16 protein-coding genes are annotated in these 22190 nt (G+C 62.8%); 6 read left to right on the top strand and 10 right to left on the bottom strand.

Translation table 11 applies throughout. The annotated features are described in order from the left end of the window. Positions 1-62: 62 nt before the first annotated feature. Positions 63-833 (top strand): ParA family protein, encoded by a 771-nt coding sequence (locus tag ACPRTJ_RS11975; RefSeq protein ID WP_043859929.1) that lies wholly within the window; start codon positions 63-65, stop codon positions 831-833. Here the strand turns inward: ACPRTJ_RS11975 and trxC are convergent. Continuing rightward, positions 830-1264 (bottom strand): thioredoxin TrxC, encoded by a 435-nt coding sequence (gene trxC / locus ACPRTJ_RS11980; protein ID WP_054915555.1) that lies wholly within the window; start codon positions 1262-1264, stop codon positions 830-832. The two genes, ACPRTJ_RS11975 and trxC, sit on opposite strands and share 4 nt — an antisense overlap. A 155-nt stretch (positions 1265-1419) precedes the next feature. Between trxC and ACPRTJ_RS11985 the strand changes: the two genes are divergently transcribed. Further along, the gene (locus ACPRTJ_RS11985) at positions 1420-1905 is read left to right on the top strand and encodes a DUF4265 domain-containing protein (RefSeq protein WP_058541795.1); all 486 of its coding nucleotides are present in this window, start codon (positions 1420-1422) and stop codon (positions 1903-1905) included. Between the two features lie 103 nt (positions 1906-2008). Here ACPRTJ_RS11985 and selO read toward each other — a convergent pair whose 3' ends face one another. The 6 genes from selO to betI form a co-directional block, all read right to left on the bottom strand. Next, positions 2009-3469: a protein adenylyltransferase SelO gene (gene selO / locus ACPRTJ_RS11990; protein WP_286900975.1), complete on the bottom strand. Its 1461-nt coding sequence runs from the start codon at positions 3467-3469 to the stop codon at positions 2009-2011. Continuing rightward, positions 3466-6798, bottom strand: coding sequence for a mechanosensitive channel MscK (gene mscK, locus ACPRTJ_RS11995; protein WP_043860373.1), 3333 nt, complete (start codon positions 6796-6798; stop codon positions 3466-3468). Before mscK ends, selO begins: the two co-directional genes overlap by 4 nt. A 36-nt stretch (positions 6799-6834) precedes the next feature. Then, positions 6835-8577 (bottom strand): potassium/proton antiporter, encoded by a 1743-nt coding sequence (locus tag ACPRTJ_RS12000; protein WP_043860372.1) that lies wholly within the window; start codon positions 8575-8577, stop codon positions 6835-6837. A 260-nt stretch (positions 8578-8837) separates the two neighbouring features. Beyond that, positions 8838-10535, bottom strand: a complete 1698-nt coding sequence (gene betA / locus ACPRTJ_RS12005; protein WP_043860371.1) for a choline dehydrogenase — start codon at positions 10533-10535, stop codon at positions 8838-8840. Between the two features lie 81 nt (positions 10536-10616). Then, positions 10617-12089 carry a betaine-aldehyde dehydrogenase gene (gene betB, locus ACPRTJ_RS12010; RefSeq protein ID WP_116052372.1) on the bottom strand — a complete coding sequence of 491 codons (1473 nt, stop codon included), beginning with the start codon at positions 12087-12089 and terminating at the stop codon, positions 10617-10619. 29 nt (positions 12090-12118) lie between these two features. After that, positions 12119-12784 (bottom strand): transcriptional regulator BetI, encoded by a 666-nt coding sequence (gene betI / locus ACPRTJ_RS12015; RefSeq protein WP_043860369.1) that lies wholly within the window; start codon positions 12782-12784, stop codon positions 12119-12121. Between the two features lie 423 nt (positions 12785-13207). Here betI and betT point away from each other — a divergent pair, with 423 nt between their 5' ends. The 3 genes from betT (at position 13208) to ACPRTJ_RS12030 (ending at position 16819) form a co-directional block, all read left to right on the top strand. Then, entirely contained in the window at positions 13208-15211 is a 2004-nt protein-coding gene (betT, locus tag ACPRTJ_RS12020) for a choline BCCT transporter BetT (protein WP_054915558.1), read from the top strand. 429 nt (positions 15212-15640) lie between these two features. Then, positions 15641-15961: a hypothetical protein gene (locus tag ACPRTJ_RS12025; RefSeq protein ID WP_426428921.1), complete on the top strand. Its 321-nt coding sequence runs from the start codon at positions 15641-15643 to the stop codon at positions 15959-15961. A 153-nt stretch (positions 15962-16114) separates the two neighbouring features. Continuing rightward, positions 16115-16819 carry a hypothetical protein gene (locus ACPRTJ_RS12030; RefSeq protein WP_426428923.1) on the top strand — a complete coding sequence of 235 codons (705 nt, stop codon included), beginning with the start codon at positions 16115-16117 and terminating at the stop codon, positions 16817-16819. A 340-nt stretch (positions 16820-17159) separates the two neighbouring features. On the opposite strand, the gene choV is transcribed toward ACPRTJ_RS12030, so the two are convergent. The 3 genes from choV to ACPRTJ_RS12045 all read right to left on the bottom strand — a co-directional run bounded on the left by choV (position 17160) and on the right by ACPRTJ_RS12045 (position 20201). Continuing rightward, entirely contained in the window at positions 17160-18338 is a 1179-nt protein-coding gene (gene choV, locus ACPRTJ_RS12035; protein ID WP_043860366.1) for a choline ABC transporter ATP-binding protein, read from the bottom strand. After that, positions 18335-19183 (bottom strand): choline ABC transporter permease subunit, encoded by an 849-nt coding sequence (choW, locus tag ACPRTJ_RS12040; protein WP_173925098.1) that lies wholly within the window; start codon positions 19181-19183, stop codon positions 18335-18337. Before choW ends, choV begins: the two co-directional genes overlap by 4 nt. A 70-nt stretch (positions 19184-19253) precedes the next feature. After that, the gene (locus tag ACPRTJ_RS12045) at positions 19254-20201 is read right to left on the bottom strand and encodes a choline ABC transporter substrate-binding protein (RefSeq protein ID WP_043860364.1); all 948 of its coding nucleotides are present in this window, start codon (positions 20199-20201) and stop codon (positions 19254-19256) included. Positions 20202-20551: 350 nt separating this feature from the next. Here ACPRTJ_RS12045 and ACPRTJ_RS12050 point away from each other — a divergent pair, with 350 nt between their 5' ends. Continuing rightward, positions 20552-21928 (top strand): L-serine ammonia-lyase, encoded by a 1377-nt coding sequence (locus tag ACPRTJ_RS12050; protein ID WP_054916697.1) that lies wholly within the window; start codon positions 20552-20554, stop codon positions 21926-21928. Positions 21929-22190 lie beyond the last annotated feature (262 nt).

Here is a 22190-nt window from a genome sequence, read left to right on the forward strand (position 1 = left end):
CACTGGCTAAACCGGCGCAACCCTCACATACTCGGTAGTTCCTTTCACATGGAGGTCTGTTCATGCGGCGCGTGGTGTTCAATCAGAAAGGTGGCGTGGGCAAGTCGAGCATTGCCTGCAACCTGGCGGCAGTCAGTGCCAACGAAGGCTATCGAACCCTGTTGATCGACCTGGACGCCCAGGCCAACTCGACCCAGTACCTCACCGGCCTGACCGGCGAGGACATTCCCATGGGCATTGCCGACTTCTTCAAGCAGACCCTGTCCTCGGGGCCCTTCGCCAAGAAGAACAAGGTCGACATCTATGAAACCCCGTTCGACAACCTGCATGTGGTGACCGCCACGGCAGAGCTGGCCGACCTGCAGCCCAAGCTCGAGGCCAAGCACAAGATCAACAAACTGCGAAAGCTGCTGGACGAGCTGTCCGACGATTACGACCGCATCTACCTGGACACCCCGCCTGCGCTGAACTTCTATGCGGTTTCAGCGTTAATCGCCGCCGATCGCGTATTGATCCCCTTCGACTGCGACAGCTTCTCGCGTCAGGCGCTGTACGGCCTGCTGGCCGAGATCGAAGAGCTCAAGGAAGACCACAACGAGGGCCTGGAAGTCGAGGGCATCGTGGTCAACCAGTTCCAGGCGCGCGCCAGCCTGCCGCAGCAGATGCTCGACGAACTGATTGCCGAAGGCTTGCCGGTGCTGCCGGTGTACCTCAACAGCTCGGTGAAGATGCGCGAGTCCCACCAGGCCAGCCTGCCGCTGATTCACCTGGAACCGCGGCACAAGCTGACCCAGCAGTTCGTCGAACTGCATACGCTGCTGGAAAATGCCTAGACCCCCTGGCTGCGCAGCCATTCCAGCAGTTGCTGGAGTGGGAAGGCGCCGCTCTGGCGCGCCACTTCGCGGCCGTTCTTGAACAGGATCAGGCTGGGAATGGAGCGTATGCCCAGTTGCCCGGCCAGTTGCTGATTGGCTTCGCTGTCGAGCTTGGCCAGGCGGCAGCGTCCGGCCAGTTGGCCGGCGGCCTGTTCGAAGACCGGGCCGAACGCCTTGCAGGGCCCGCACCAGTCGGCCCACACATCGATCAGCAATGGCAGGTCGCCCTTGATCTGGCTGGCGTAGTCGCCCTGTTTCAATTCGAATGGCTTGTGCAACAGCACCTCACCCTTGCAGCGCCCGCACTTGGGTGCGTCCCTCAGGCGTGCGGCGGGGATGCGGTTGAGGCCGTTGCAGTGGGGGCAGGGGATGTGGAGGGGGTCGGTCATGGTGGGAGTCCGGATGCGTCAGGTGATGTTGGGTATCTGGAGGTGATGAGGGTGGATTGCAAGGTGCCATAGCCTGCCAGATAAGCCAGCGATGCTGGCGAAGAGGCTGTAATGGTTTAGCATGCGGCCTTTCTGAACAGGCCAGGGACAGACCGATGGATTGCCAGCATTCACCGCACATTCGTGTATTCGTCGACAGAAAGAAGAACGGCGAGCCGGTGTTCGAAAGCGTGCCGGTGCGCGAAGTGGGCGAACATACCTATGAACTGCTGTCGTCGCCGGGGCTGGCGCTGAACATGGCGCGCGGCGACATCATCTGCACGGCCATCCCCGATCAGCATGTCGAGGTGGTGCGCCGGGGTGGCAATTTTTGCATCCATGTCTACGCCGACGATCTGCCCCAGGATGCCGTCGACACGCTGGAAAGCGAGGTGCAGACGTTGCTGGGCGGCACGCTGGATGGTCGCTACAAAGGCAACCTGACGCTGGCAGTGCCGGCGAGCAATGGGTTCGAGGCGATTCGCCCGGTGTTCGACCGGTTTCGGGAGGCGACGGGGGTGCAGTGGTATTACGCCAACATCTACCAGAACCTCGATGACGACGAGGATGAGACGTTGCTGAACTGGTGGGTCGACAACTGAAGCTGCGAGCGCTGCGCGCTCTATCGCGGGTCAAGCCCGCTCCCACAAGAACACCGCAGTACCTGTGGGAGCGGGCTTGACCCGCGAAGCAGGCGCTGCGATCTCAGGATGAACAACTGATCTCCAGATGCTTGCCCCACTCGGGCGGGCGTTCGGCATAGGCCTGCATCCCCGGCTGTTCCTCGAACGGCCGTGTCAGCACCTGGTGCAGGCGTCGCACTTCCTCGTAATTCCCGCCTTCAGCCGCCTCGATGGCACGCTGCGCCAGGTAGTTGCGCAGAATGTACAGCGGGTTCACCGCGTGCATCCGCGCGCGCCGGCCTTCGGCATTGCCCGGCTCCTGGTCCAGGCGCGCCAGGTACTCCACCGCCCAGGCATCGAACCCGGCCAGGTCGACGAAATCGTCGCGCACCACCCGCACGGCCTGCGCCGCCGGCTGATCACCCAGCTTGCGGAAGAACAGCGTGTAGTCCACAGCGCCCTTGTTCATCAGCCCCAGCAAGCGCTCGACCAGCGCCGAATCGTCATCGCGCGCCTCGGTCAGCCCCAGGCGTCGACGCATCAGGTCCAGGTAATGGGCCTGGTACAACGGCAGGAACAGCCCCAGCGTTTCCTTCAGCGCCTCGACGCTGATGAACGGGGTCAGCGCCTGGGCCAGCGCGCTCAGGTTCCAGTGTGCGATCGGCACCTGGTTGCTGAAGCTGTAGCGCCCCTGGTCGTCGGAATGGTTGCAGATGAAGCCGGCATCGAAGTCGTCGAGGAAGGCAAACGGCCCGAAGTCGAAGGTGATGCCCAGGATCGACATGTTGTCGGTGTTCATCACCCCGTGGCAGAAACCATAGGCCTGCCAGCGCGCAATCAGCTCGGCATTGCGTTCGACGATGGTACGGAACATCGCCAGGTACGGCTCGGGCTGCTCGCGGCACTCGGCAAAGTGCAGGTTGAGCACGTGCTCGGCCAGCTCGCGCTGCTGCTCGGGTTGGCGGGTGTAGTAGAAGTATTCGAAGTGGCCAAAGCGCACATGGCTGGGCGCCAGGCGCAGCACCATCGCCGCGCGCTCCTGGGTTTCGCGCCACACCGGCGTGCTCGAGCCGATCACGCACAGCGCGCGGCTGCTGGGGATGCCCAGCGCGTGCAGGGCCTCGGAGGCGAGGAACTCGCGGATCGACGAGCGCAGCACCGCACGGCCATCGCCCATGCGTGAATACGGCGTCTGCCCGGCACCCTTGAGGTGCAGGTCCCAGTGCTCGCCGGCATCGTTGTACACCTCGCCCAGCAACAGCCCGCGACCGTCACCCAGGCGCGGGTTGTACGAACCGAACTGATGCCCCGAATACACCATCGCCCGCGGCTCGGCCTCGGCCCACAGCTTGTGTCCGCTGAACAGCTCGGCGAACACCGGGGAATGCGCCTCGGTAGGGTCCAGGTCGAGCAGTGCCATGGCCGCGTCGCTGGCCACGACCAGGCGCGGCTCGGCAATCGGCTCGGGCAGCACGTGGGTGGAGAACGCATCTCCCAGGCGGGCGAAGCGGTTGTCGAAGGTCAGTTCGTCGAGGGATTTCAACGGCCATCTCCTGGCGCATCGGTGGGGGGCTCGGGCAGCACGGTCTTGTTCGGCGCTTCGACCGGTACCATCTTGTACTCCTGGCCCTGCATGTTCTTCAGGTACACCTCCATCTGGCGGAACGAGATGTTGATGTGCTGGCGCTTGAATTCCTTGTTGATGTAGCGGTTGATCTCGTCGAGTACCGGGTTGCGGTCACCCAGGTCACGCACGTGCATGCGCAGTTCGTGGTCCAGGGTACTCTCGCCGAAGTTCAGGAAGTACACGATCGGTGCCGGCTCCTTGAGCACCCGCGGGTTCTCGTTGGCTGCTTGCAGCAGCAGGGTGCGTACCAGGTCCAGGTCCGAGCCGTAGTCCACGCCCAGCTTGAGGGTGACGCGAGTGATGGTGTCGGTCAGCGACCAGTTGATCAACTGGCCGGTGATGAAGGTCTTGTTGGGGACGATGATGTCCTTGCGGTCGAAGTCGGTGATGGTGGTGGCGCGGATGCGGATCTTGCTCACCGTGCCCGACAGGTTGCCGATGGTGATGGTGTCGCCGATGCGCACCGGGCGCTCGAACAGGATCATGATGCCGGAGATGAAGTTGGCGAAGATCTCCTGCATGCCGAAGCCCAGGCCCACCGACAGCGCCGCCACCAGCCATTGCAGCTTGTCCCAGCTGACGCCGAGGGTCGACAGCGTGGTGACGAAGCCCACCCCGGCAATCACGTACGACAGCAACGTGGTGGTCGCATACGCGCTGCCCTGGGCCAGGTTCAGGCGTGACAGCACCAGCACCTCGAGCAGCCCCGGCAGGTTGCCGGCCAGGGCGAAGGTGATGCCGATGATCACCAGTGCCCCGAGCAGGTCGCCCAGGCTGATCGGCACCATGCTCATGGCCGCGCCGGTGCCGCTGGTGTACTCGTACAGGGTGATGTTGTCGAGGTAGGCGAACACACTGATCAGGTCGGCCCACACCCAGTACAGCGCGGCGATGAAGCCGCCCAGCAGGGCCAGACGGATCAGGCGCAGCGACTGCTGGTTGACCTGCTCGATGTCCAGGGTCGGCTCCTCGACGATCACCTCGCCATCGAGCCCTTCCTTGGTGGCCTGGCGCTTGCTCAGTGCGCGCTGGTAGGCCAGGCGCCGGGCGGCCACGGCCAGGCCGCGCACGAAGGCGGCCTCGATCACCAGCCAGAACATCAGCAGGTACAGGGTGTCGATCAGGCGGTCGGTGAGCTTGAGTGCGGTGTAGTAGTAGCCAAAGCACACGGCAATGAACAGCGCCACCGGAAGCGCCGTGAACGCCACGCCCACGGCCTTGCGAAACAGCGAGGTATTGCGGTGCGCGGGGCTGCTCAGCAGCAGGCGGCTGAGCAGCCAGGCCATCAGTGCGTAACAGGTCAGTACCACACCGATGCCGAGCACGTCGTCGGCCAGCGCCGAGGGCTGGTGCTCGGCCACCGCCACCACGCCGACCAGCGCCAGTACCACGCTGCCCAGGCGGCGGATCCAGCCGCGCAGGAACTCGACCTGGGCCTTTTCCCAGCGAAAGTGCAGCTCGGCCACGCCGCCGGGCGCCAGAATCCGGTAGGCGGTGTAGAACACCAGCCAGGCCTGGGCGATCTGCCACAGCGCGGCGCCCAGGTTGGCGTTCTGGCCGCGGGCGTCGATCTGCAGCGCATAGCCGCACAGCGCCAGGCCCAGGCTCAGCGGCATCGCCAGCAGGATATTGATCAGAATGGCCTGGGGCGTGTGCCACTGGCTGTCACGCTTGAAGTGGCCCACATCCTGGTGAACCTTGTTCAGCCGCGCATACAGGTACTTGCGCCGCCACAGCAGGGCGCCGATCAGCAACAGCAGCGGCAGGAACAGCAGCGGGCGCTGCGTCAGGCCGTCGGCCAGTTCGTTGATGCCCGACCCCCACGGCAGGCTCACCACCTGCTTTTGCAGGCGTTCGGGCACGCTGCGCAGCCATTCGAAGTCCAGCGGCTTGTTGCTGGGGATCCAGAACATCTGTTCGTCGAGGGTGCCGCGCAGGTTCTGTGCGGTGCTCAGCAGCTGCTTCTGGTTCAGTTGCAGGGTGATGGATTCGTTGAGCAGGGCGCTCAGCTCGCGGTTGAGCCGCTCCAGCAAATCGCTGCGGGTGATCGCCACCTCCAGCAGGGCCTTGCGCAACTGTGGGGTGACGCTGTCGGGCGGCTGGGTGGCCAGCAGCTTGTCGACGTAGCTGCTGGGGCTGCTGATCTGCTCGCGCTGCTGGTTGACCTCGAACTGGTACAGGCGAATGTCGGCGATCTGGTCGGCCAGGTCGCGATCGACCTTCAGGTGCGGCAGGGCCTGCTTCTGCTTGTAGAGGATCTTGGACAGCAACAGGCTGCCCTTGAGCACGCTGATCTGTTCGTCCAGTGCCTGGTCGGCCTGGGTCAGGCTGTCGAGCTGCTGCTTGGTCTGCAGGTTCTGCTGGGTCAGCTCGTTGAGGCGGTCGGTGCTGCGCAGCAGGTAGTCGGACAGCTTCAGGTTGGTGGCGCTTTCGGTGGCCAGCACGCTGCTGCCGCCGGCCTTCTGTGCCTCGATGGACTGTTCGGTGACGGTCTGCTGCGACTGCGCCAGGCGCTTCTGGTTGATCAGCGTCTGCAGGTCCTGGATCTCCTGCTCAAGGCGTGTGGCGCGCTCGATCAGCAGGTCGTGCTGGCTGTTGCCCAGGTCTTGCAGCAGGCTGTTGCCGGCCAGTTCCTGGCGGCGCAGCAGGGTCAGCGCGTTGAGCGAGGCGAGTTCGGCATTGAGCTGGTTGCGCTGGTCGGCCGAGAGGCTCTTGCCGTTGTCCTTGCCCAGCTTGAGGATGCTGTTGATCTGCTGGGTGCGGGTCTGGTTGCTGCTGATCTCGGCCTGGGCGCGCTCGGGGCGGGTCTGGGAGTTGATGATCAGGCTGTTGGCTTCGGACAGCGCCTTCTGCAGCTCGCCCTGCTGGGTGGTGCGCTCGGACAGCAACTGCTCCAGCTGCGGCACGCCCATGCTGGCGTAGCGCTGCGCCACGGGCAGGGTCTTGGTGTCCTTGAGCCGGGTCAGCTCGCGCTGGTTTTCGCTGGTCTGGCGCGGGGCGTCGGCCAGTTGCTGCTTGAGCGCGGCCAGGCGCTTGTCGTAGTCGTCGCGCGAGGCCAGCAGGCCAAGGGTCTGCTCCAGCACTTGCTGCAGGGCCTTCTGGTCGGCCTCCGGCAGCTTGCGCTCGGCGATCTTGTCCAGGCTGTGCTGGACGCTTGCCGTGGTGGGGGGTTCCGCCGCCTGGGCGAAGGAGAGGGACAGGCACAGCCCGAGCAGGGCTGCGCTAACAACAGTGCGCAGGGACATAGGCAGACGTCGTAGAACCGGGCAGAGAATCGAAGTTTAAAGGAACAACCCGGGGCCGGGTCGAGAACCTTCGGGGAATTTGATACCCACTTTGAGGATCTTGTTCCCTTCCATCAGCGCAACGGTCCACAGGGTGTTGTTCCATTCGATCTGGTCGCCCACCACCGGTGCGCCGCCGACCTTCTGCTCGATGAAGTGCGCCAGCGGCTGGTGCGGGTCCTGGCCGTCGAGCTGCAAACCGTACAACGCCGCTACAGCCCCCAGTTCTGCGTCACCTTCGAGCACGAAGTCGCCGAAGAAACGCAGGTCCAGGCCGCGTTGCGGCGCCTGGCTGAACAGCTTGCCCAGCGCCGGCAGGTTGTGTTCGTGGCCGATCACGCACAGCAGGTCGCCAACTTCGAGGGTGGTACTTCCCGACGGATGGAGCAGTTGCTGGCCGCGAAACAGGGCAGCGATACGCGTGCCTTCGGGCATTTTCAGCTCGCGCAGGGCGGCACCGATGCACCACTTCTCCGCACCCAGGCGATACACGAACAGCTCCCACTCGCTGGTGATGTGCACTTCCAGGGCCGAGCGCGAGATCGGCGCCGGGTCGGGCGGCACGGTCACCTTGAGCAGGCGCGCCACCCACGGCAGGCTGGTGCCCTGCACCAGCAGCGACACCAGTACGATGAAGAAGGCCAGGTTGAAGTACAGCTGGGCATGCGGCAGCCCGGCCATCAGCGGGAACACCGCAAGGATGATCGGCACCGCGCCGCGCAGGCCGACCCACGAGATGAACACCTTTTCGCGGCCATGGAAGGCCTTGAATGGCAGCAGGCCGATCATCACCGACAGCGGCCGCGCGAACAGGATCATCCACAGCGCCAGGCCCAGGGCCGGCAGCGCGATGGGTAGCAGGTCGTGGGGCGTGACCAGCAGGCCCAGCACCAGGAACATGCCGATCTGGGCCAGCCAGGCCATGCCGTCGAGCATGTGCAGGATGCCGTGGCGGCTGCGGATCGGCCGGTTGCCCAGCACCAGGCCGCACAGGTACACGGCCAGGAAACCGCTGCCGTGCAGGGCGTTGGTGAGCGCGAACACCACCAGGCCGCCGCTGATCACCAGGATCGGGTACAGGCCGCCGGCCAGGTTCATGCGGTTGACCAGCTGCAGCATCAGCCAGCCGCCGCCCAGGCCCAGCAGGCTGCCGATGCCGAATTCGCGCACCAGGTGGCCGAGCAGGCCCCAGTGCAGGCCGTTCTGGCCGCTGGCGATCATCTCGATCAGGGTCACGGTGAGGAACACCGCCATCGGGTCGTTGCTGCCCGACTCGATTTCCAGGGTGGCCGTCACCCGCTCGTTGAGGCCCTTGCCGCCCAGCAGCGAGAACACCGCGGCGGCGTCGGTGGAGCCGACGATGGCGCCGATCAGCAGGCCCTGCATCAGGCTCAGGTCGAACAGCCAGGCGGCGGCCAGGCCGGTGAGGCCGGTGGTGATCATCACCCCCACCGTGGCCAGCGACAGCGCCGGCCACAGGGCCACGCGGAAACTCGAGACGCGGGTGCGCAGGCCGCCGTCGAGCAGGATCACGGCCAGTGCCAGGTTGCCCACCAGGTAGGCGGTCGGGTAGTTGTTGAAGATGATGCCGCCGCCGTCGACGCCGGCAACCATGCCCACTGCCAGGATGATCACCAGGATCGGGATGCCCAGGCGCGAGGAGAGTGAACTGACCAGGATACTTGCACCTACCAGCAATGCGCCGATCAAGAACAGGCTATTGATGGTGGACGCATCCAAAGGCAGTACTCCAGGGGGGATTGCAGAAAGAGGCGCGACTTGCTTTTTGCCTGACTTCAGCTAGCAGGTCGCGTGCCAAGGATTCTAACCTGTGAGGTTGGCGGGCTGTAAAGCGATTATCGCGGGCACAAAAAAAGCACCGCAGGGGTGCTTGATCTGCTGTGAATGTACCGCCCCCATCGCGGGTCAAGCCCGCTCCCACAACGATCACATTGGTCTCTGTGGGAGCGGGCTTGACCCGCGATGGGGGTAGCAGGGTCTTAAGCCTGCGGCACCTCACGCATCGGCTTGCCCTTCACCGGTGCACCATTGGCCACATAGTACTTGGCCGTGCTGCGCGGCAATGGCTGGCGGCCACGGATCTTGTCGGCGATCTTCTCGGCCATCATGATCGTCGGCGCGTTCAGGTTGCCGGTGGTGATGATCGGCATGATCGAGGCATCCACCACGCGCAGGCCCTGCATGCCGTGCACGCGGCCCTGGCCGTCGACCACCGCCATCTCGTCGATGCCCATCTTGCACGAGCACGATGGGTGGAACGCGGTCTCGGCGTGCTCGCGGATGAATGTGTCCAGTTGCTCGTCGGTCTGCACGTCGGCACCGGGGCTGATCTCGCGGCCACGGTAGGCGTCCAGCGCCGGCTGCGCCATGATCTCGCGGGTCAGGCGGATACCGTCACGGAACTCCTGCCAGTCCTGCTCGGTGGCCATGTAGTTGAACAGGATGCTCGGGTGCTGGCGCGGGTCCTTGGACTTGAGCTGGATACGCCCGCGGCTAGGCGAGCGCATCGAGCCCATGTGCGCCTGGAAGCCGTGTTCCTGCACGCCGTTGCTGCCGTTGTAGTTGATCGCCACCGGCAGGAAGTGGTACTGGATGTTCGGCCATTCGAATTCCGGGCGCGAGCGGATGAAGCCGCCGGCCTCGAACTGGTTGCTGGCGCCGATGCCGGTGCCCGCGAACAGCCACTGTGCACCGATGGCCGGCTGGTTGTACCAGAGCAGCGACGGGTACAGCGACACCGGCTGGGTGCAGGCGTACTGCAGGTACAGTTCGAGGTGATCCTGCAGGTTCTCGCCCACGCCCGGCAGGTCGTGCACCACCGGGATGTTCAGGCTTTCGAGCAGGGCCGCCGGGCCCACGCCGGAGCGCTGCAGCAACTGTGGCGAGGCGATGGCGCCGCTGCACACGATGACTTCCTTGCGGGCACGGGCTTCGACGCGCTCCTCGCTGGCGCCCACCAGGTAGGTCACGCCCACGGCGCGCTTGCCTTCGAACAGCACGCGGTCGCTCAGGGCATGGGTGACGATGGTCAGGGTCGAGCGTTTTTTGGCGGTGTCCAGGTAGCCGCGGGCGGTGCTGGCGCGACGGCCCTTGGGCGTCACGGTGCGGTCCATCGGGCCGAAGCCTTCCTGCTGGTAGCCGTTCAGGTCTTCGGTGCGCGGGTAACCGGCCTGCACGCCGGCTTCGACCATGGCGTGGAACAGGGGGTTGTTGCCGGCTTTTGGCGTGGTGACGCTCACCGGGCCTTCGCCGCCATGGTAGTCGTTGGGGCCGATGTCACGGGTTTCGGCCTTGCGGAAATACGGCAGGCAGTCCAGGTACGACCAGTCTTCCAGGCCTGGCAGCTTGGCCCAGCCGTCGTAGTCCATGGCGTTGCCGCGGATGTAGCACATGCCGTTGATCAGCGAGGAGCCGCCCAGGCCCTTGCCGCGGCCACATTCCATGCGGCGGCCGTCCATGTGCGGCTCCGGGTCGGTCTCGTAGGCCCAGTTGTAGCGTCGGCCCTGCAGCGGGAAGGCCAGTGCGGCCGGCATCTGGGTGCGGAAGTCGAAGCGGTAGTCCGGGCCGCCGGCTTCCAGCAGCAATACGGTGACGCCTTCGTCTTCGGTCAGGCGGGTCGCCAGGGTGTTACCGGCCGAGCCGGCCCCGACGATGATGTAGTCAAAAACGTGGGACATGTTGCGTACCCTCATAGGCAGTGAGCAGGGGAGCGGGGGAGGCGCCCGGACCTGGCGGCCCGGGCGCGGCTACACGGGTGCTTAGAACACCGAGGCGTAGTTGCCCAGCTCGACCTGTACCGACTTGATCCGCGTGTACTGGGCCAGCGAGCTGACACCGTTTTCACGGCCGACACCGGATTGCTTGTAGCCACCGACCGGCATCTCGGCCGGCGATTCGCCCCAGGCGTTGATCCAGCAGATGCCCGCTTCCAGCTGATGGATGATGCGGTGCGCGCGGCTGATGTCGTTGGTGCAGACACCGGCGGCCAGGCCGTAGTCGGTGTCGTTGGCGCGACGGATGACTTCTTCTTCGGTCTCGTAGGAGAGGATGCTCATCACCGGGCCGAAGATCTCTTCCTTGACGATGGTCATGTCGTCACGGCAGTCGGTGAAGACAGTCGGGGCCACGAAGGCGCCCTTGGCGAACTCGCCGTCGGTCAGACGCTCGCCGCCACACAGTACGCGGGCACCTTCTTGCTTGCCCTTGGCGATGTAGCCCAGCACGCTTTCCATGTGGGCGAAGCTGACCAGCGGGCCGAAGTTGGTGTTCTCGTCCTGCGGGTTGCCGATGCGGATGCGCGCCACGCGCTCGGCGATCTTGGCTTCGAAGGCGGCTTTGAGCGAGGCCGGGATGAACACGCGGGTGCCGTTGGTGCACACCTGGCCCGAGCTGTAGAAGTTGGCCATCATCGCGATGTCGGCGGCGCGGTCCAGGTCGGCGTCTTCACAGATGATCAGCGGCGACTTGCCGCCCAGCTCCATGGTGACTTCCTTGAGCGAGGAGCTCGAGGCGCTGGCCATGACCTTCTTGCCGGTGGCGGTGCCGCCGGTGAACGAGACCTTCTCGATGCGCGGGTGTTCGGTGAGGTAGGTGCCGACGTCGCGGCCGCTGCCGGTCAGTACGTTGAACACGCCGTGCGGCAGGCCGGCTTCGGTGTAGATCTCGGCCAGTTTCAGGGTGGTCAGCGAGGTGACTTCCGAGGGCTTGAAGATCATCGCGTTGCCGGCGGCCAGGGCCGGGGCGGATTTCCACAGGGCGATCTGGATCGGGTAGTTCCAGGCGCCGATACCCACGGTCACGCCCAGCGGCTCGCGACGGGTGTACACGAACGAGCTGTCGCGCAGCGGGATCTGCTCGCCTTCGATGGCCGGCACCAGGCCTGCGTAGTATTCGAGCACGTCGGCACCGGTGACGATGTCGACGTAGCGGGTTTCGGAGTAGGACTTGCCGGTGTCCAGGGTTTCCAGTGCAGCCAGCTCGTCGTTGCGCTCGCGCAGGATGTCGACGGCGCGGCGCAGGATGCGCGAACGCTGCATGGCGGTCATGGCCGCCCAGACTTTCTGGCCACGCTCGGCGCTTTCCACTGCGCGCTCCACGTCGGCCTGGTTGGCACGTTGCACCTGGGCGAGGACTTCGCCGTTGGCCGGGTTGATGGCGTCGAAGGTGGCGCCGCTGGAAGCGTCGACATAACCACCGTCAATGTAGAGTTTTTGCGTTTCGAAACGGGCCATAGTGTCCTCGCAAGTGCAGTGTGTGTCGGCTATCCGCGCTGTGCTCCTGCTTGTTTGGCACTCGCGACGCGCAGTGGTTCAGAGGCCGGGTCCTGTAGAGCCGGGCTGCTCTGTTTAGCCAGTTGTGAATCCATGTATTCGTAAGCGATCTGCTGCGCCTGGTCGGTATCGAAGGCATCTCCCGACAGCGCGCCGCGCAGCCACAGCCCGTCGATCAGGGCAGCCAGCCCGCGGGCCGCGCTGCGGGCTTCGGGCAGCGGCAACACACGGCGGAACTGGCAGCACAGGTTGGAATACAAGCGGTGATCGTTGATCCGCTGCAACCGGTGCAAAGACGGCTGGTGCATGCTGGCGGCCCAGAAGGCCAACCAGGTTTTCATTGCCGGGCCGTTGACCTGACTGGCGTCGAAGTTGCCCTCGACGATCACCTTCAGGTGGGCGCGCGGGGTGTCCTCCGTGAGCGCCTGGCGACGTGCCGCGACGTTGTCGATCAGCACGTTCATCAAGTACCGCATGGTCGCTGCGATCAGGCCGTTCTTGTCCTGGAAGTAGTGACTGATGATGCCGTTCGACACACCGGCCAAACGGGCGATCAGCGCAATGCTGGCGTCCCCCATGCCGACCTGGTCTACCGCCATCAACGTGGCTTCGATCAACTGCTGGCGGCGAATGGGTTGCATACCGACCTTGGGCATCTGGCAAATCTCCTCAGGCCTTCGGGCAGACGACAGGCGGCTGACTCGGCGAAGACCAGTCTATTTTGTTTTGATTGAACGTTCAATCAACAAAGAATAAGCTCTGCGACAATTCGCGCCATTGACAGGTTTTTGTGGCCCGTCACTGACGCCGATTGGCACCCTAAAAAGACGTGTAACCCCCGTAATACAAGGCGTGCACGGGTTTAAACGAAACGTTGATCAGAATTGCCCAGCGGTGTCGCACCGTTCGGCGGGCCCTCGGATCGGGACCCTTTTTCTGTTTTTTTCAACGCAATCGGTTTGGGATCACGGTTTTTCAAGGTGCTTTTATAACACCTGACGCAGTGGGGCTATTGCACCAATTGCGCGGGTGACGGGTCGTTTCGTGTTTTCTCTCGCACTGCCTGGAGCATCTGTGCAATGAGTTCTGCCTCCCTGATAAAGACCCCTGCCGAGAGGGTCCGGGTCAACAGCGTGGTGTTCTACACCACCGCGCTGCTGATCCTGTTGTTGACTGCCTTGCTGATCGCCGCCCCGGACACGGCCGGTCAAATTCTCGGCCAGGCCCAAGCCTGGCTGTCGCGCAGCTTCGGCTGGTACTACATGCTGGTGATCGGCGGCTACCTGCTGTTCGTCATCGGGCTGGCGTTTTCCTCCTACGGCAAGCTCAAGCTTGGCGGCAAGGACGACAAGCCCGACTTCAGCTACGGTGCCTGGGCCGGCATGCTGTTCTCCTCCGGTATCGGTATCTCGCTGCTGTACTTTGGCGCGTCCGAACCGCTGGACCACTACTTCAACCCGCCTGCCGGTGCGCCGGCCAGCCTGGAGGCCGCACGCCAGGGCATGCAGCTGACCTTCCTGCACTGGGGCCTGCACGGCTGGGCGATCTATGCGCTGGTGGGCCTGGCCGTGGCCTACTTCGCCTATCGCCACAACCAGCCACTGGCCTTGCGTTCGGCGCTGTACCCGCTGGTGGGTGAGCGCTGGGTCAAGGGGGCTGCCGGGCACACCGTGGACATCTTCGGCATGTTCGTGACCCTGCTGGGCCTGGTGACCAACCTGGGCATCGGTGCGATGCAGGTGTCCTCGGGACTGGAGTACCTGTTCGGCATGCAGCACAGCAACACCAACCTGCTGATGGTGATCCTGGTGATGAGCACCGTGGCCACGATCGCGGCGGTGTCGGGCGTGGAGAACGGCATTCGCCGCCTGTCCAACCTGAACATCCTGCTGTTCAGCGGCCTGCTGCTGTTCGTGCTGCTGTTCGGTGACACCCTGCACCTGCTCAACGGTTTCGTGCAGAACATCGGCGACTACCTCAACGGCGTGATCCTCAAGACCTTCGACCTCTACGTGTACGAAGGCAACAACGCCAGGTCCGAAGGCTGGCTGGGCCTGTGGACCCTGTTCTACTGGGCCTGGTGGATTTCCTGGGCCCCGTTCGTGGGCATGTTCATCGCGCGTATCTCCCGTGGCCGCACCGTGCGCGAGCTGGTGGCCGGCGTGCTGCTGATTCCGTTGGGCTTTACCCTGGCGTGGCTGTCGATCTTCGGCAACACCGCGCTGGACCTGGTGATCAACCACGGTGCGGTGGAGCTTGGGCGCACGGCGGTGGAACAACCGGCGATGTCGATCTACCAGCTGCTGGAGCACTTCCCGGCGGCCAAGATCGTGGTTGGTGTGGCGGTGTTCGTCGGCTTCGTGCTGTTCCTCACTCCGGCTGACTCGGGCGCGGTGATGATGGCCAACCTGTCGTGCAAGGGCGGCGACGTGGACGAGGATGCCCCGCACTGGCTGCGTATCCTGTGGTCGGCGATCATCACCCTGGTGACCATCGGGCTGTTGCTGGTGGGCAACTTCCAGGCCATGCAGACCATGGTGGTATTGGCCGGGCTGCCGTTCTCGGTGGTGCTGGTGGTGTTCATGTTCGGCCTGTTCAAGGCCATGAAGCAGGACACCCAGGTCGAGCAGGAGCAGGCCGAACTGGCGGCGCGTGGCCGTCGCGGCTTCAGCGAGCGCCTCACCCAGCTGGACCTGCAGCCGACCCAGGCGATGGTGCAGCGCTTCATGGACAAGCAGGTGAGCCCGGCGCTGAAAGAGGCGGCGGTGCAGTTGCAGGGCATGGGCCTGCAGGTGCAGAGCCGCGTCGGCCAGTCGCGCGAGGCGATGGGCTTGCGCATCGAGATGGAGGAGGGCAACCCGTTCGTCTACGAAGTGAGCCTGGACGGCTACCTGGCGGCGCCGAGCGAAGCGCCGGCGCAGGGTGAAGGCGACGTGCGCCAGCGTTACTACCGGGCCGAGGTGTACCTGCACAACGGCAGCCAGGAGTACGACCTGATGGGCTTTACCGTCGAGCAGATCACCCGCGACGTGCTGGATCAGTTCGAGAGTCATCGCCAGTTGCTGGGGCGTGTGTACAGCTGATGGCAGATAGCTGAATGAAGAAGGGCCCTGCCGGTGACGGCAGGGCCTTTTTTTTGCTGGCGATGCGTTGGCGTTCTACAGCGCTGACGAAGGATAAATAAATTAAAAGGTTTGCTGGCTGGCGACCAAGGAAGCACGAAAAAGTCGATTCTCGACTTTTAACAACTGCGCAACTTCTTGCACAGTGCTGCGCAAGAAGTTGCGCACTTTTTCGGGTTTTGCCTTTCCCAAGGCCAGCGGGTTAAAACGTGCAGCGGGTACAGTTGCACTGGGAACAGCAGAAAGTATTAGGGTTGCAGGATTCGATGTAATCAGTGATCCGACGAATAAATTTCCCAATCATGCGAGAATTATTCATCTGGATGGAAGGGATGGATTTAGTGACTAAAATTTAGTCGGTCTATCAAATGCGCTGGGGGATGAAACGAGATGTCAATAACTGAAGAGCTGTTTTACTTATTTGATAAAGATGATAAGTGCTTGGGGCAGATCATATTGCAGGTTGTTGACAACCCCAAAAAGCAAGGAAGGTTCTCTCCAGTCAAAGAGTTCTCGAGGTACCGGAATTTGTTCAAAGAGCTTGAAAGTGCGGCAAATGCTATGCTGTTTAGTCATGTAGACGAAATAGAAGAAAAAATCGCCTTGCTAGGTTTCTACGTCAAAGCAGAAGGGTCGGAAATTAAACTAAAAATAAAAGGGCTTCAAATAATGAGGGGGTGGGCAATTTTTGAAGTTGGACAGGCACTTTAAAGTCGATAAGTAAAGTTGCACTTAAATAAAGTGTTTTTTGGCTCTAAAGTAATTGTATGCGTTTAGGCCTCTACAAGAAGGCCCCTTCGGATGCACAGAGAAGTGTACTTATGCTCCAAGCTGACAGCCCCATGCTGAATGACCGGTATAGCAGTGAATAAAGTACTACCTCTTCTAGCCGGGCCGTGGCATCACTCCGCTGGAACGAACCCTGTTATTAAATTCTTGGTGAAAACAATGTTGAGAGCTACATTTTTCGAAATATTTAATATTTTTTTGGATAAATTAACATTTGAGGATTTAGAGATTCTTGGGCTGCCTGATATGGAGCGCTCCACCCTAGAGGACTACGGGTATGAATTGGTGGGTGATAAGTCAGACTGTCACGCTTACGAAAAAGAAATTATTGTGCCTCATAGAAATACTGGGCTTAGTCTGATGCACAAGTTGTATTTTTTTGCAGATGAATCTGTCGGCACTGGATTGGGTGTTGAGCCGAAGGTTAGATTAACCACGCTGCTGAAAGCGTATTGGAATTATCGAGACTTACGGGGCGGATCGCTCGATAATATAAGTTTTTATTTCTGGGATGGTAATGATGAGGGCGCTGTTGTGTTTGAGGAAAACATAGTGGTCAGATTTGGTTTTCGCCAGAACAGGGGGGCATACTTGATTGATAATGTGGAAAGTGGTCTGGATAGAGTTGGTAGTGTTCCTGGTGTTTCAGTAAGAAGCGTAAAAAAATACATGAATTCGTTTGAGCTGGATTGTGCTATCAGTAGGCGTGAGGTAAGTAAATATCCTTGTGCATTTTCAAGGTTAGTTGGCTTTTTGTGCAAAAATAGCAGGAGGTTTTAATATGCCCCTATAAAAATAGAAGTGTGAGTCTTGTGTATAAGCTCTGTTTTTATGGAAGCAGTGTTTTCGGAAGCGGGCTAAGTATTGAATTGTCATTAATTGGGAATTCGCACCCTTTACTACGCCCCCGCAGCGTCAATACGAGAATTACGCCCCCCCCACGACCGCCCCACCATAAGCGGCTGTCAGCATGAGAATAGACAGTTTTTACTTTCAAACTTGAAAACCCTGCCCCACAGTTCAAACTTGCCAGAAAAAGAATTCATATCGACGTCTTGCCCTCACGGCCCCCTCGCTGGCAAGTCATGCGCTGACCTTGCCGGCGAAGAAGCCATCCGCTTCACCCCAGATTCTTGCCCAACAACGCGTGATACAGCTCGCTGTCGCCCAATATCCCCACCACTTGATTCCCCTCCTGCAGCACCAGCTTGTTCCCCGTCTGATACCGAATCTGCAACGCCTCGCGCATGCCGATATTGGCATTCACCAGCGTCGGCTTGCGCTCCAGCCCCTCCACCGCCTCGCCGGGCGCCCAGTTCTGCAAGGCCATGCCGTTGACGCCCTGGCGCGCGCCCCTGATGGTGTTGCCCTCGGCCAGGTCCAGCCAAGAATCACCACCCGGGTCCAGGCATACCGAACCGTTGATGCGCTTGCACTTGTCCAGTGTGCGCATCAGGCTGCGCCCGCACAGCACGTTGAGCGGGTTGGTATGCGCGACGAAGGTACGCACATACTCGTCTGCCGGGTTGAGCACGATCTCCTCGGGCTTGCTGTACTGGATGATGCGCCCGTCCTTCATGATCGCGATGCGGCTGCCGAGCTTTAGGGCCTCGTCCAGGTCATGGCTGACGAACACGATGGTCTTGGCCAGCTTGCGTTGCAGCTCAAGCAGCTCGTCCTGCAGGCCCTGGCGGATCAGCGGGTCGAGCGCCGAGAACGGTTCGTCCATCAGCAGGATGTCGGCGTCCATCGCCAGCGCCCGGGCCAGGCCCACGCGCTGCTGCATGCCGCCCGACAGCTCGTCGGGCTTCTTGTTGCGCCACTGGGTCAGGCCCACCAGCTCGAGCTTCTCGTCCACCAGCTTGCGCCGCTCCTTCTCGGGCCGGCCCTGCATCTCCAGGCCGAAACTGATGTTCTCGCGTACCGTCAGCCAGGGCATCAGGGCGAACTTCTGGAACACCATGGCGATACGCTGGGTGCGCATCATCTTCAGCTCGGCCGGGGTGCAGTGGGCAATGTCGATCTGTGCGCCTTCATGCTCGACGAACAGCTTGCCGCGGCTCACCGTGTTCAGGCCGTTGATGCAGCGCAGCAGGCTCGACTTGCCTGAACCCGACAGGCCCATCAGCACGCAGATCTCGCCCTTGTTGATGTCCAGGCTGGCTTTCTCGACGCCGACCACCAGGCCGGTCTTCTTCAGGATCTGTTCACGCGTGAGGCCCTGGTCCAGCAGGCTGAGCGCCTCACGCGGGTGGCGCGAGAAGATCACGTCGACCTCTTCGAAGCGAATGATGCTCATGCTTCACTCCTTGCCGGTGCGTCCGGTTGCTTGCAGATACGGTCGAGCATGATCGCCAGCAGCACGATCGCCAGCCCCGCCTCGAAGCCCAGCGCGATATCGGCGGTGTTGAGTGCGTTGACCACCGGTTTGCCCAGACCGTCGGCGCCCACCAGCGCGGCGATCACCACCATCGACAGCGACAGCATGATGCACTGGGTGACCCCCGCCGCGATGCTGGGCATGGCATGCGGCAGTTCGATGCGCGAGAGCAGCTGGCGCCGCGAGCAGCCGAACGCCTTGCCGGCATCCAGCAGTTCCTGCGGCACGTCGCGGATGCCCAGGTAGGTCAGGCGGATGGGCGCGGCAATCGCGAACACCACCGTCGAGATCAGCCCCGGCACCACGCCCAGGCCGAACAGGGTCAGGGTCGGGATCAGGTACACGAACGTGGGCACCGTCTGCATCAGGTCGAGTACCGGGCGCATGGCGGTGTAGAACATCGGCTTGTGTGCCGCCAGGATGCCCAGCGGCACGCCGATGGCCACGCACACGAAGGTGGCGAACAGCACCTGGGCCAGGGTTTCCATGGTTTCCTGCCAGTAGCCGAGGTTGAGAATCAGCAGGAACGACAGCGCGCAGAATACGGTGAGCGCCCATTTGCGCTGGATCAGGTGAGCGATCAGGGCCACCAGGGCAATCAGGACGAATGGGTTGAACCAGGTCAGCGCCCCGGTCACCCCGTGAATCATGAACTCCAGCGCCTCGGCGAAGGCGTCGAAGTAGTTGGCGCCGTGTTGCGTCAACCACTCGACGAAGGCCGCGATGTGCTGGCCCAGGGGTATTTTTTGATCGATCAGCATGATAGCGAGCGTCCACCTGCAAGGGATTGGAAACAACCCGCGCCGGGCAATCGCCCCCCGGCGCGGGGCGTGCTTACTGCGTCAGCTTGGCCTTGGCCGCCTCCAGGCCCGGTTTGCCATCCACGGTGGTCACGCCGGCCAGCCAGGTGTCGAGCACCTGCGGGTTCTGCTTGAGCCAGGCCTTGGCGGCGGCGTCGGGCTTGACCTTGTCGTCGAGCACCTTGCCCATCAGGGTGCTTTCCATGTCCAGGGTGAAGGAGAGGTTCTTGAGCAACTGGCCGACGTTGCTGCACTCCTGGCTGTAGCCCTTGCGCGTGTTGGTAAGCACCGTGGCCTTGCCGTAGTCGGGGCCGAAGAAGTCGTCGCCGCCTTCGAGGTATTTCATCTTGAAGCGCGTGTTCATCGGGTGCGGTTCCCAGCCGAGGAACACCACGTCGGTGCCACGGCGCTGGGCACGGTCGACTTGCGCGAGCATGCCGGCCTCGCTCGACTCCACTACCTTGAAGCCGGCATCCTTCAAGCCGAAGGCATTCTTGTCGATCATGCTCTGGATGGTGCGGTTGCCGTCGTTGCCCGGCTCGATGCCGTAGATCTTGCCGTCCAGCTCCTTCTTGAATTTCGCGATGTCGGCGAAGTTCTTCAGGCCCTTGTCATACAGCGCCTGGGGCACGGCCAGGGTGTACTTGGCATTCTCCAGGTTGGCACGCACGGTCTCGACGGTGCCGGCATCGCGGTACGGCTTGATGTCGTTTTCCATGGTCGGCATCCAGTTGCCGAGGAACACGTCCATGTTCTTGCCGTCGGCCAGCGACTTGTAGGTCACCGGTACCGAGATCATGGTGGTGCGGGTCTTGTAGCCGAGCGCTTGGAGCACCGCACTGGTGACTGCAGTGGTCACGGTGATGTCGGTCCAGCCGACGTCGGAGAAGTTGACGGTGTGGCACTGCTCGGGCTCCACGGCCTGGGCCAGCGCCGGCAGGCTCAGCAGCGCGGCCAGCAACAGCGGGGGTGAACCTTTCATGGTGGACTCCTGGTTTTTTTCGGATGTCCCACGGGACAGGGGCCGTGCAATCGAGTCGGTACCGATCATCTAACAGCGAAAATCAAACGCCTACCGGGTGCGTCGTATCCAGTACAGGCAGGGTCGCATCCAGTGCCAATGAGGTCGCTTACAGTGTCGTCGGCCTCGAAAAACGCGGTTCTGGCGCATGTGCACCGCAAAAAAACGGCGCAGGTCCTGCCCTGGCAACGGGCGGCGCTGCTGGACAAGAGCGCGTCGGTTGCAGACGTCGTGGTCGCTGACAAAAGCCTGATGATGCGCGAAACCGGCGGATTGCCGCCTTTTCAGCGTAGCAGCCAGAGGTACGCGGCATGGCCATCAGTGTGTTCGACCTGTTCAAGATCGGTGTCGGCCCTTCAAGCTCGCACACCGTCGGCCCGATGCGCGCCGCGGCGCTGTTCGTGCAGGGGCTGCGCGAGCGCAACCTGCTGGCCCGGGTGCGGCGTATCGAGGTGCGCCTGTACGGCTCGCTGTCGGCCACCGGCATCGGTCACGGCAGTGACAACGCGGTGATCATGGGCCTGATGGGCGAATGGCCGGACGCCATCGACCCGGCGCAGATCGCCCCGCGCATCGCCACGCTGCGCGAAACCGACAGCCTGCTGCTGGACGGACGCTGGCCGGTCGGCTTCGTCTGGGCCCGCGACATGCGCCTGCTGGACGAGAACCTGCCGTACCACCCCAACGCCCTGACCCTGATCGCCGAGGGCGAGCAGGGCGAGCTGCACCGCGATACCTACTACTCGGTGGGCGGCGGCTTCGTGGTGGACGCGGCGCAGGCGGCCAGCGGTGTGCTGGACGCCGACACCACCGTGCTGCCCTACGACTTCAACAGTGCCGTGGAACTGCTGGATTTGTGCCGGCAGCACGACCTGCGCGTGTCGCAACTGATGCTGGAGAACGAAAAGGTGTGGCGCAGCGAGGCTGAAATCCGTGCCGGGCTCATGACCCTGTGGCGGGCCATGCAGGCCTGTGTCGAAAACGGCCTGCGCCACGAGGGCATCCTGCCGGGCGGGCTCAATGTGCGCCGCCGCGCGGCACGCCTGCACCGCAGCCTGCAGGAGCTGGGCAAGCCCAACGTGATCGGCTCCACCCTCAGTGCCATGGAGTGGGTCAACCTGTATGCGCTGGCGGTCAACGAGGAAAATGCCGCAGGCGGGCGCATGGTCACCGCCCCCACCAACGGCGCGGCAGGCATCATCCCGGCGGTGCTGCACTACTACATGCGCTTCAGCGACGAGGTCAGCGAAGCCAGCGTGGTGGACTTCTTTCTGGGCGCGGCGGCGGTGGGCATCCTGTGCAAGAAGAACGCGTCGATCTCCGGCGCCGAAGTCGGCTGCCAGGGCGAGGTCGGCTCGGCCTGCGCAATGGCGGCGGCGGGCCTGGCCGAAGTGCTCGGGGCCACCCCGGCGCAACTTGAGAACGCCGCCGAGATCGGCCTGGAACACAACCTGGGGCTGACCTGCGATCCGGTTGGCGGGCTGGTGCAGGTGCCATGCATCGAGCGCAACGCGATTGCCGCGGTCAAGGCGATCAACGCCGCGCAGATGGCCTTGCGCGGTGACGGCGAGCACTTCATCTCCCTCGACCGGGTGATCCGCACCATGCGCGACACCGGCGCCGACATGCACGACAAGTACAAGGAAACCTCTCGCGGCGGCCTGGCGGTGAACGCCATCGAATGCTGAGGCGTGGCTGCGCCGTTTTGGTCCACTACCTTGAGCGAGCGCTGCGTTTTGACGCACCCCGGCCGATGGCGATTCACTGGCCACGCCACCCCTTCCAGCACGCGCGGTGACACCGCGCGTTGTCGTTTCTGGGCATCCTTCCCACAAGTGCTACCCAATTTCACAACGGGACTACAGACAGGCTTTGGCCCGGCCTTTTGCGTTTAAAAGCGACCCTGCGGGCGTGGGCGAACTAGACACATCGCGATGTCGTTTTCAGGTG

It is taken from the genome of Pseudomonas palmensis (genome assembly GCF_049942755.1).
GTDB lineage: Bacteria > Pseudomonadota > Gammaproteobacteria > Pseudomonadales > Pseudomonadaceae > Aquipseudomonas > Aquipseudomonas palmensis.

Excerpts from the sequence above, each read along its gene's own strand:
- ACPRTJ_RS11985 (WP_058541795.1), top strand. The coding sequence starts at position 1,420 with ATGGATTGCCAGCATTCACCGCACATTCGTGTATTCGTCGACAGAAAG.
- betB (WP_116052372.1), bottom strand. The coding sequence starts at position 12,089 with ATGGCCCGTTTCGAAACGCAAAAACTCTACATTGACGGTGGTTATGTC.
- choV (WP_043860366.1), bottom strand. The coding sequence starts at position 18,338 with ATGAGCATCATTCGCTTCGAAGAGGTCGACGTGATCTTCTCGCGCCAC.
- betI (WP_043860369.1), bottom strand. The coding sequence starts at position 12,784 with ATGCCCAAGGTCGGTATGCAACCCATTCGCCGCCAGCAGTTGATCGAA.
- ACPRTJ_RS11975 (WP_043859929.1), top strand. The coding sequence starts at position 63 with ATGCGGCGCGTGGTGTTCAATCAGAAAGGTGGCGTGGGCAAGTCGAGC.
- trxC (WP_054915555.1), bottom strand. The coding sequence starts at position 1,264 with ATGACCGACCCCCTCCACATCCCCTGCCCCCACTGCAACGGCCTCAAC.
- betA (WP_043860371.1), bottom strand. The coding sequence starts at position 10,535 with ATGTCCCACGTTTTTGACTACATCATCGTCGGGGCCGGCTCGGCCGGT.
- betT (WP_054915558.1), top strand. The coding sequence starts at position 13,208 with ATGAGTTCTGCCTCCCTGATAAAGACCCCTGCCGAGAGGGTCCGGGTC.
- ACPRTJ_RS12025 (WP_426428921.1), top strand. The coding sequence starts at position 15,641 with ATGTCAATAACTGAAGAGCTGTTTTACTTATTTGATAAAGATGATAAG.
- ACPRTJ_RS12045 (WP_043860364.1), bottom strand. The coding sequence starts at position 20,201 with ATGAAAGGTTCACCCCCGCTGTTGCTGGCCGCGCTGCTGAGCCTGCCG.
- ACPRTJ_RS12050 (WP_054916697.1), top strand. The coding sequence starts at position 20,552 with ATGGCCATCAGTGTGTTCGACCTGTTCAAGATCGGTGTCGGCCCTTCA.
- mscK (WP_043860373.1), bottom strand. The coding sequence starts at position 6,798 with ATGTCCCTGCGCACTGTTGTTAGCGCAGCCCTGCTCGGGCTGTGCCTG.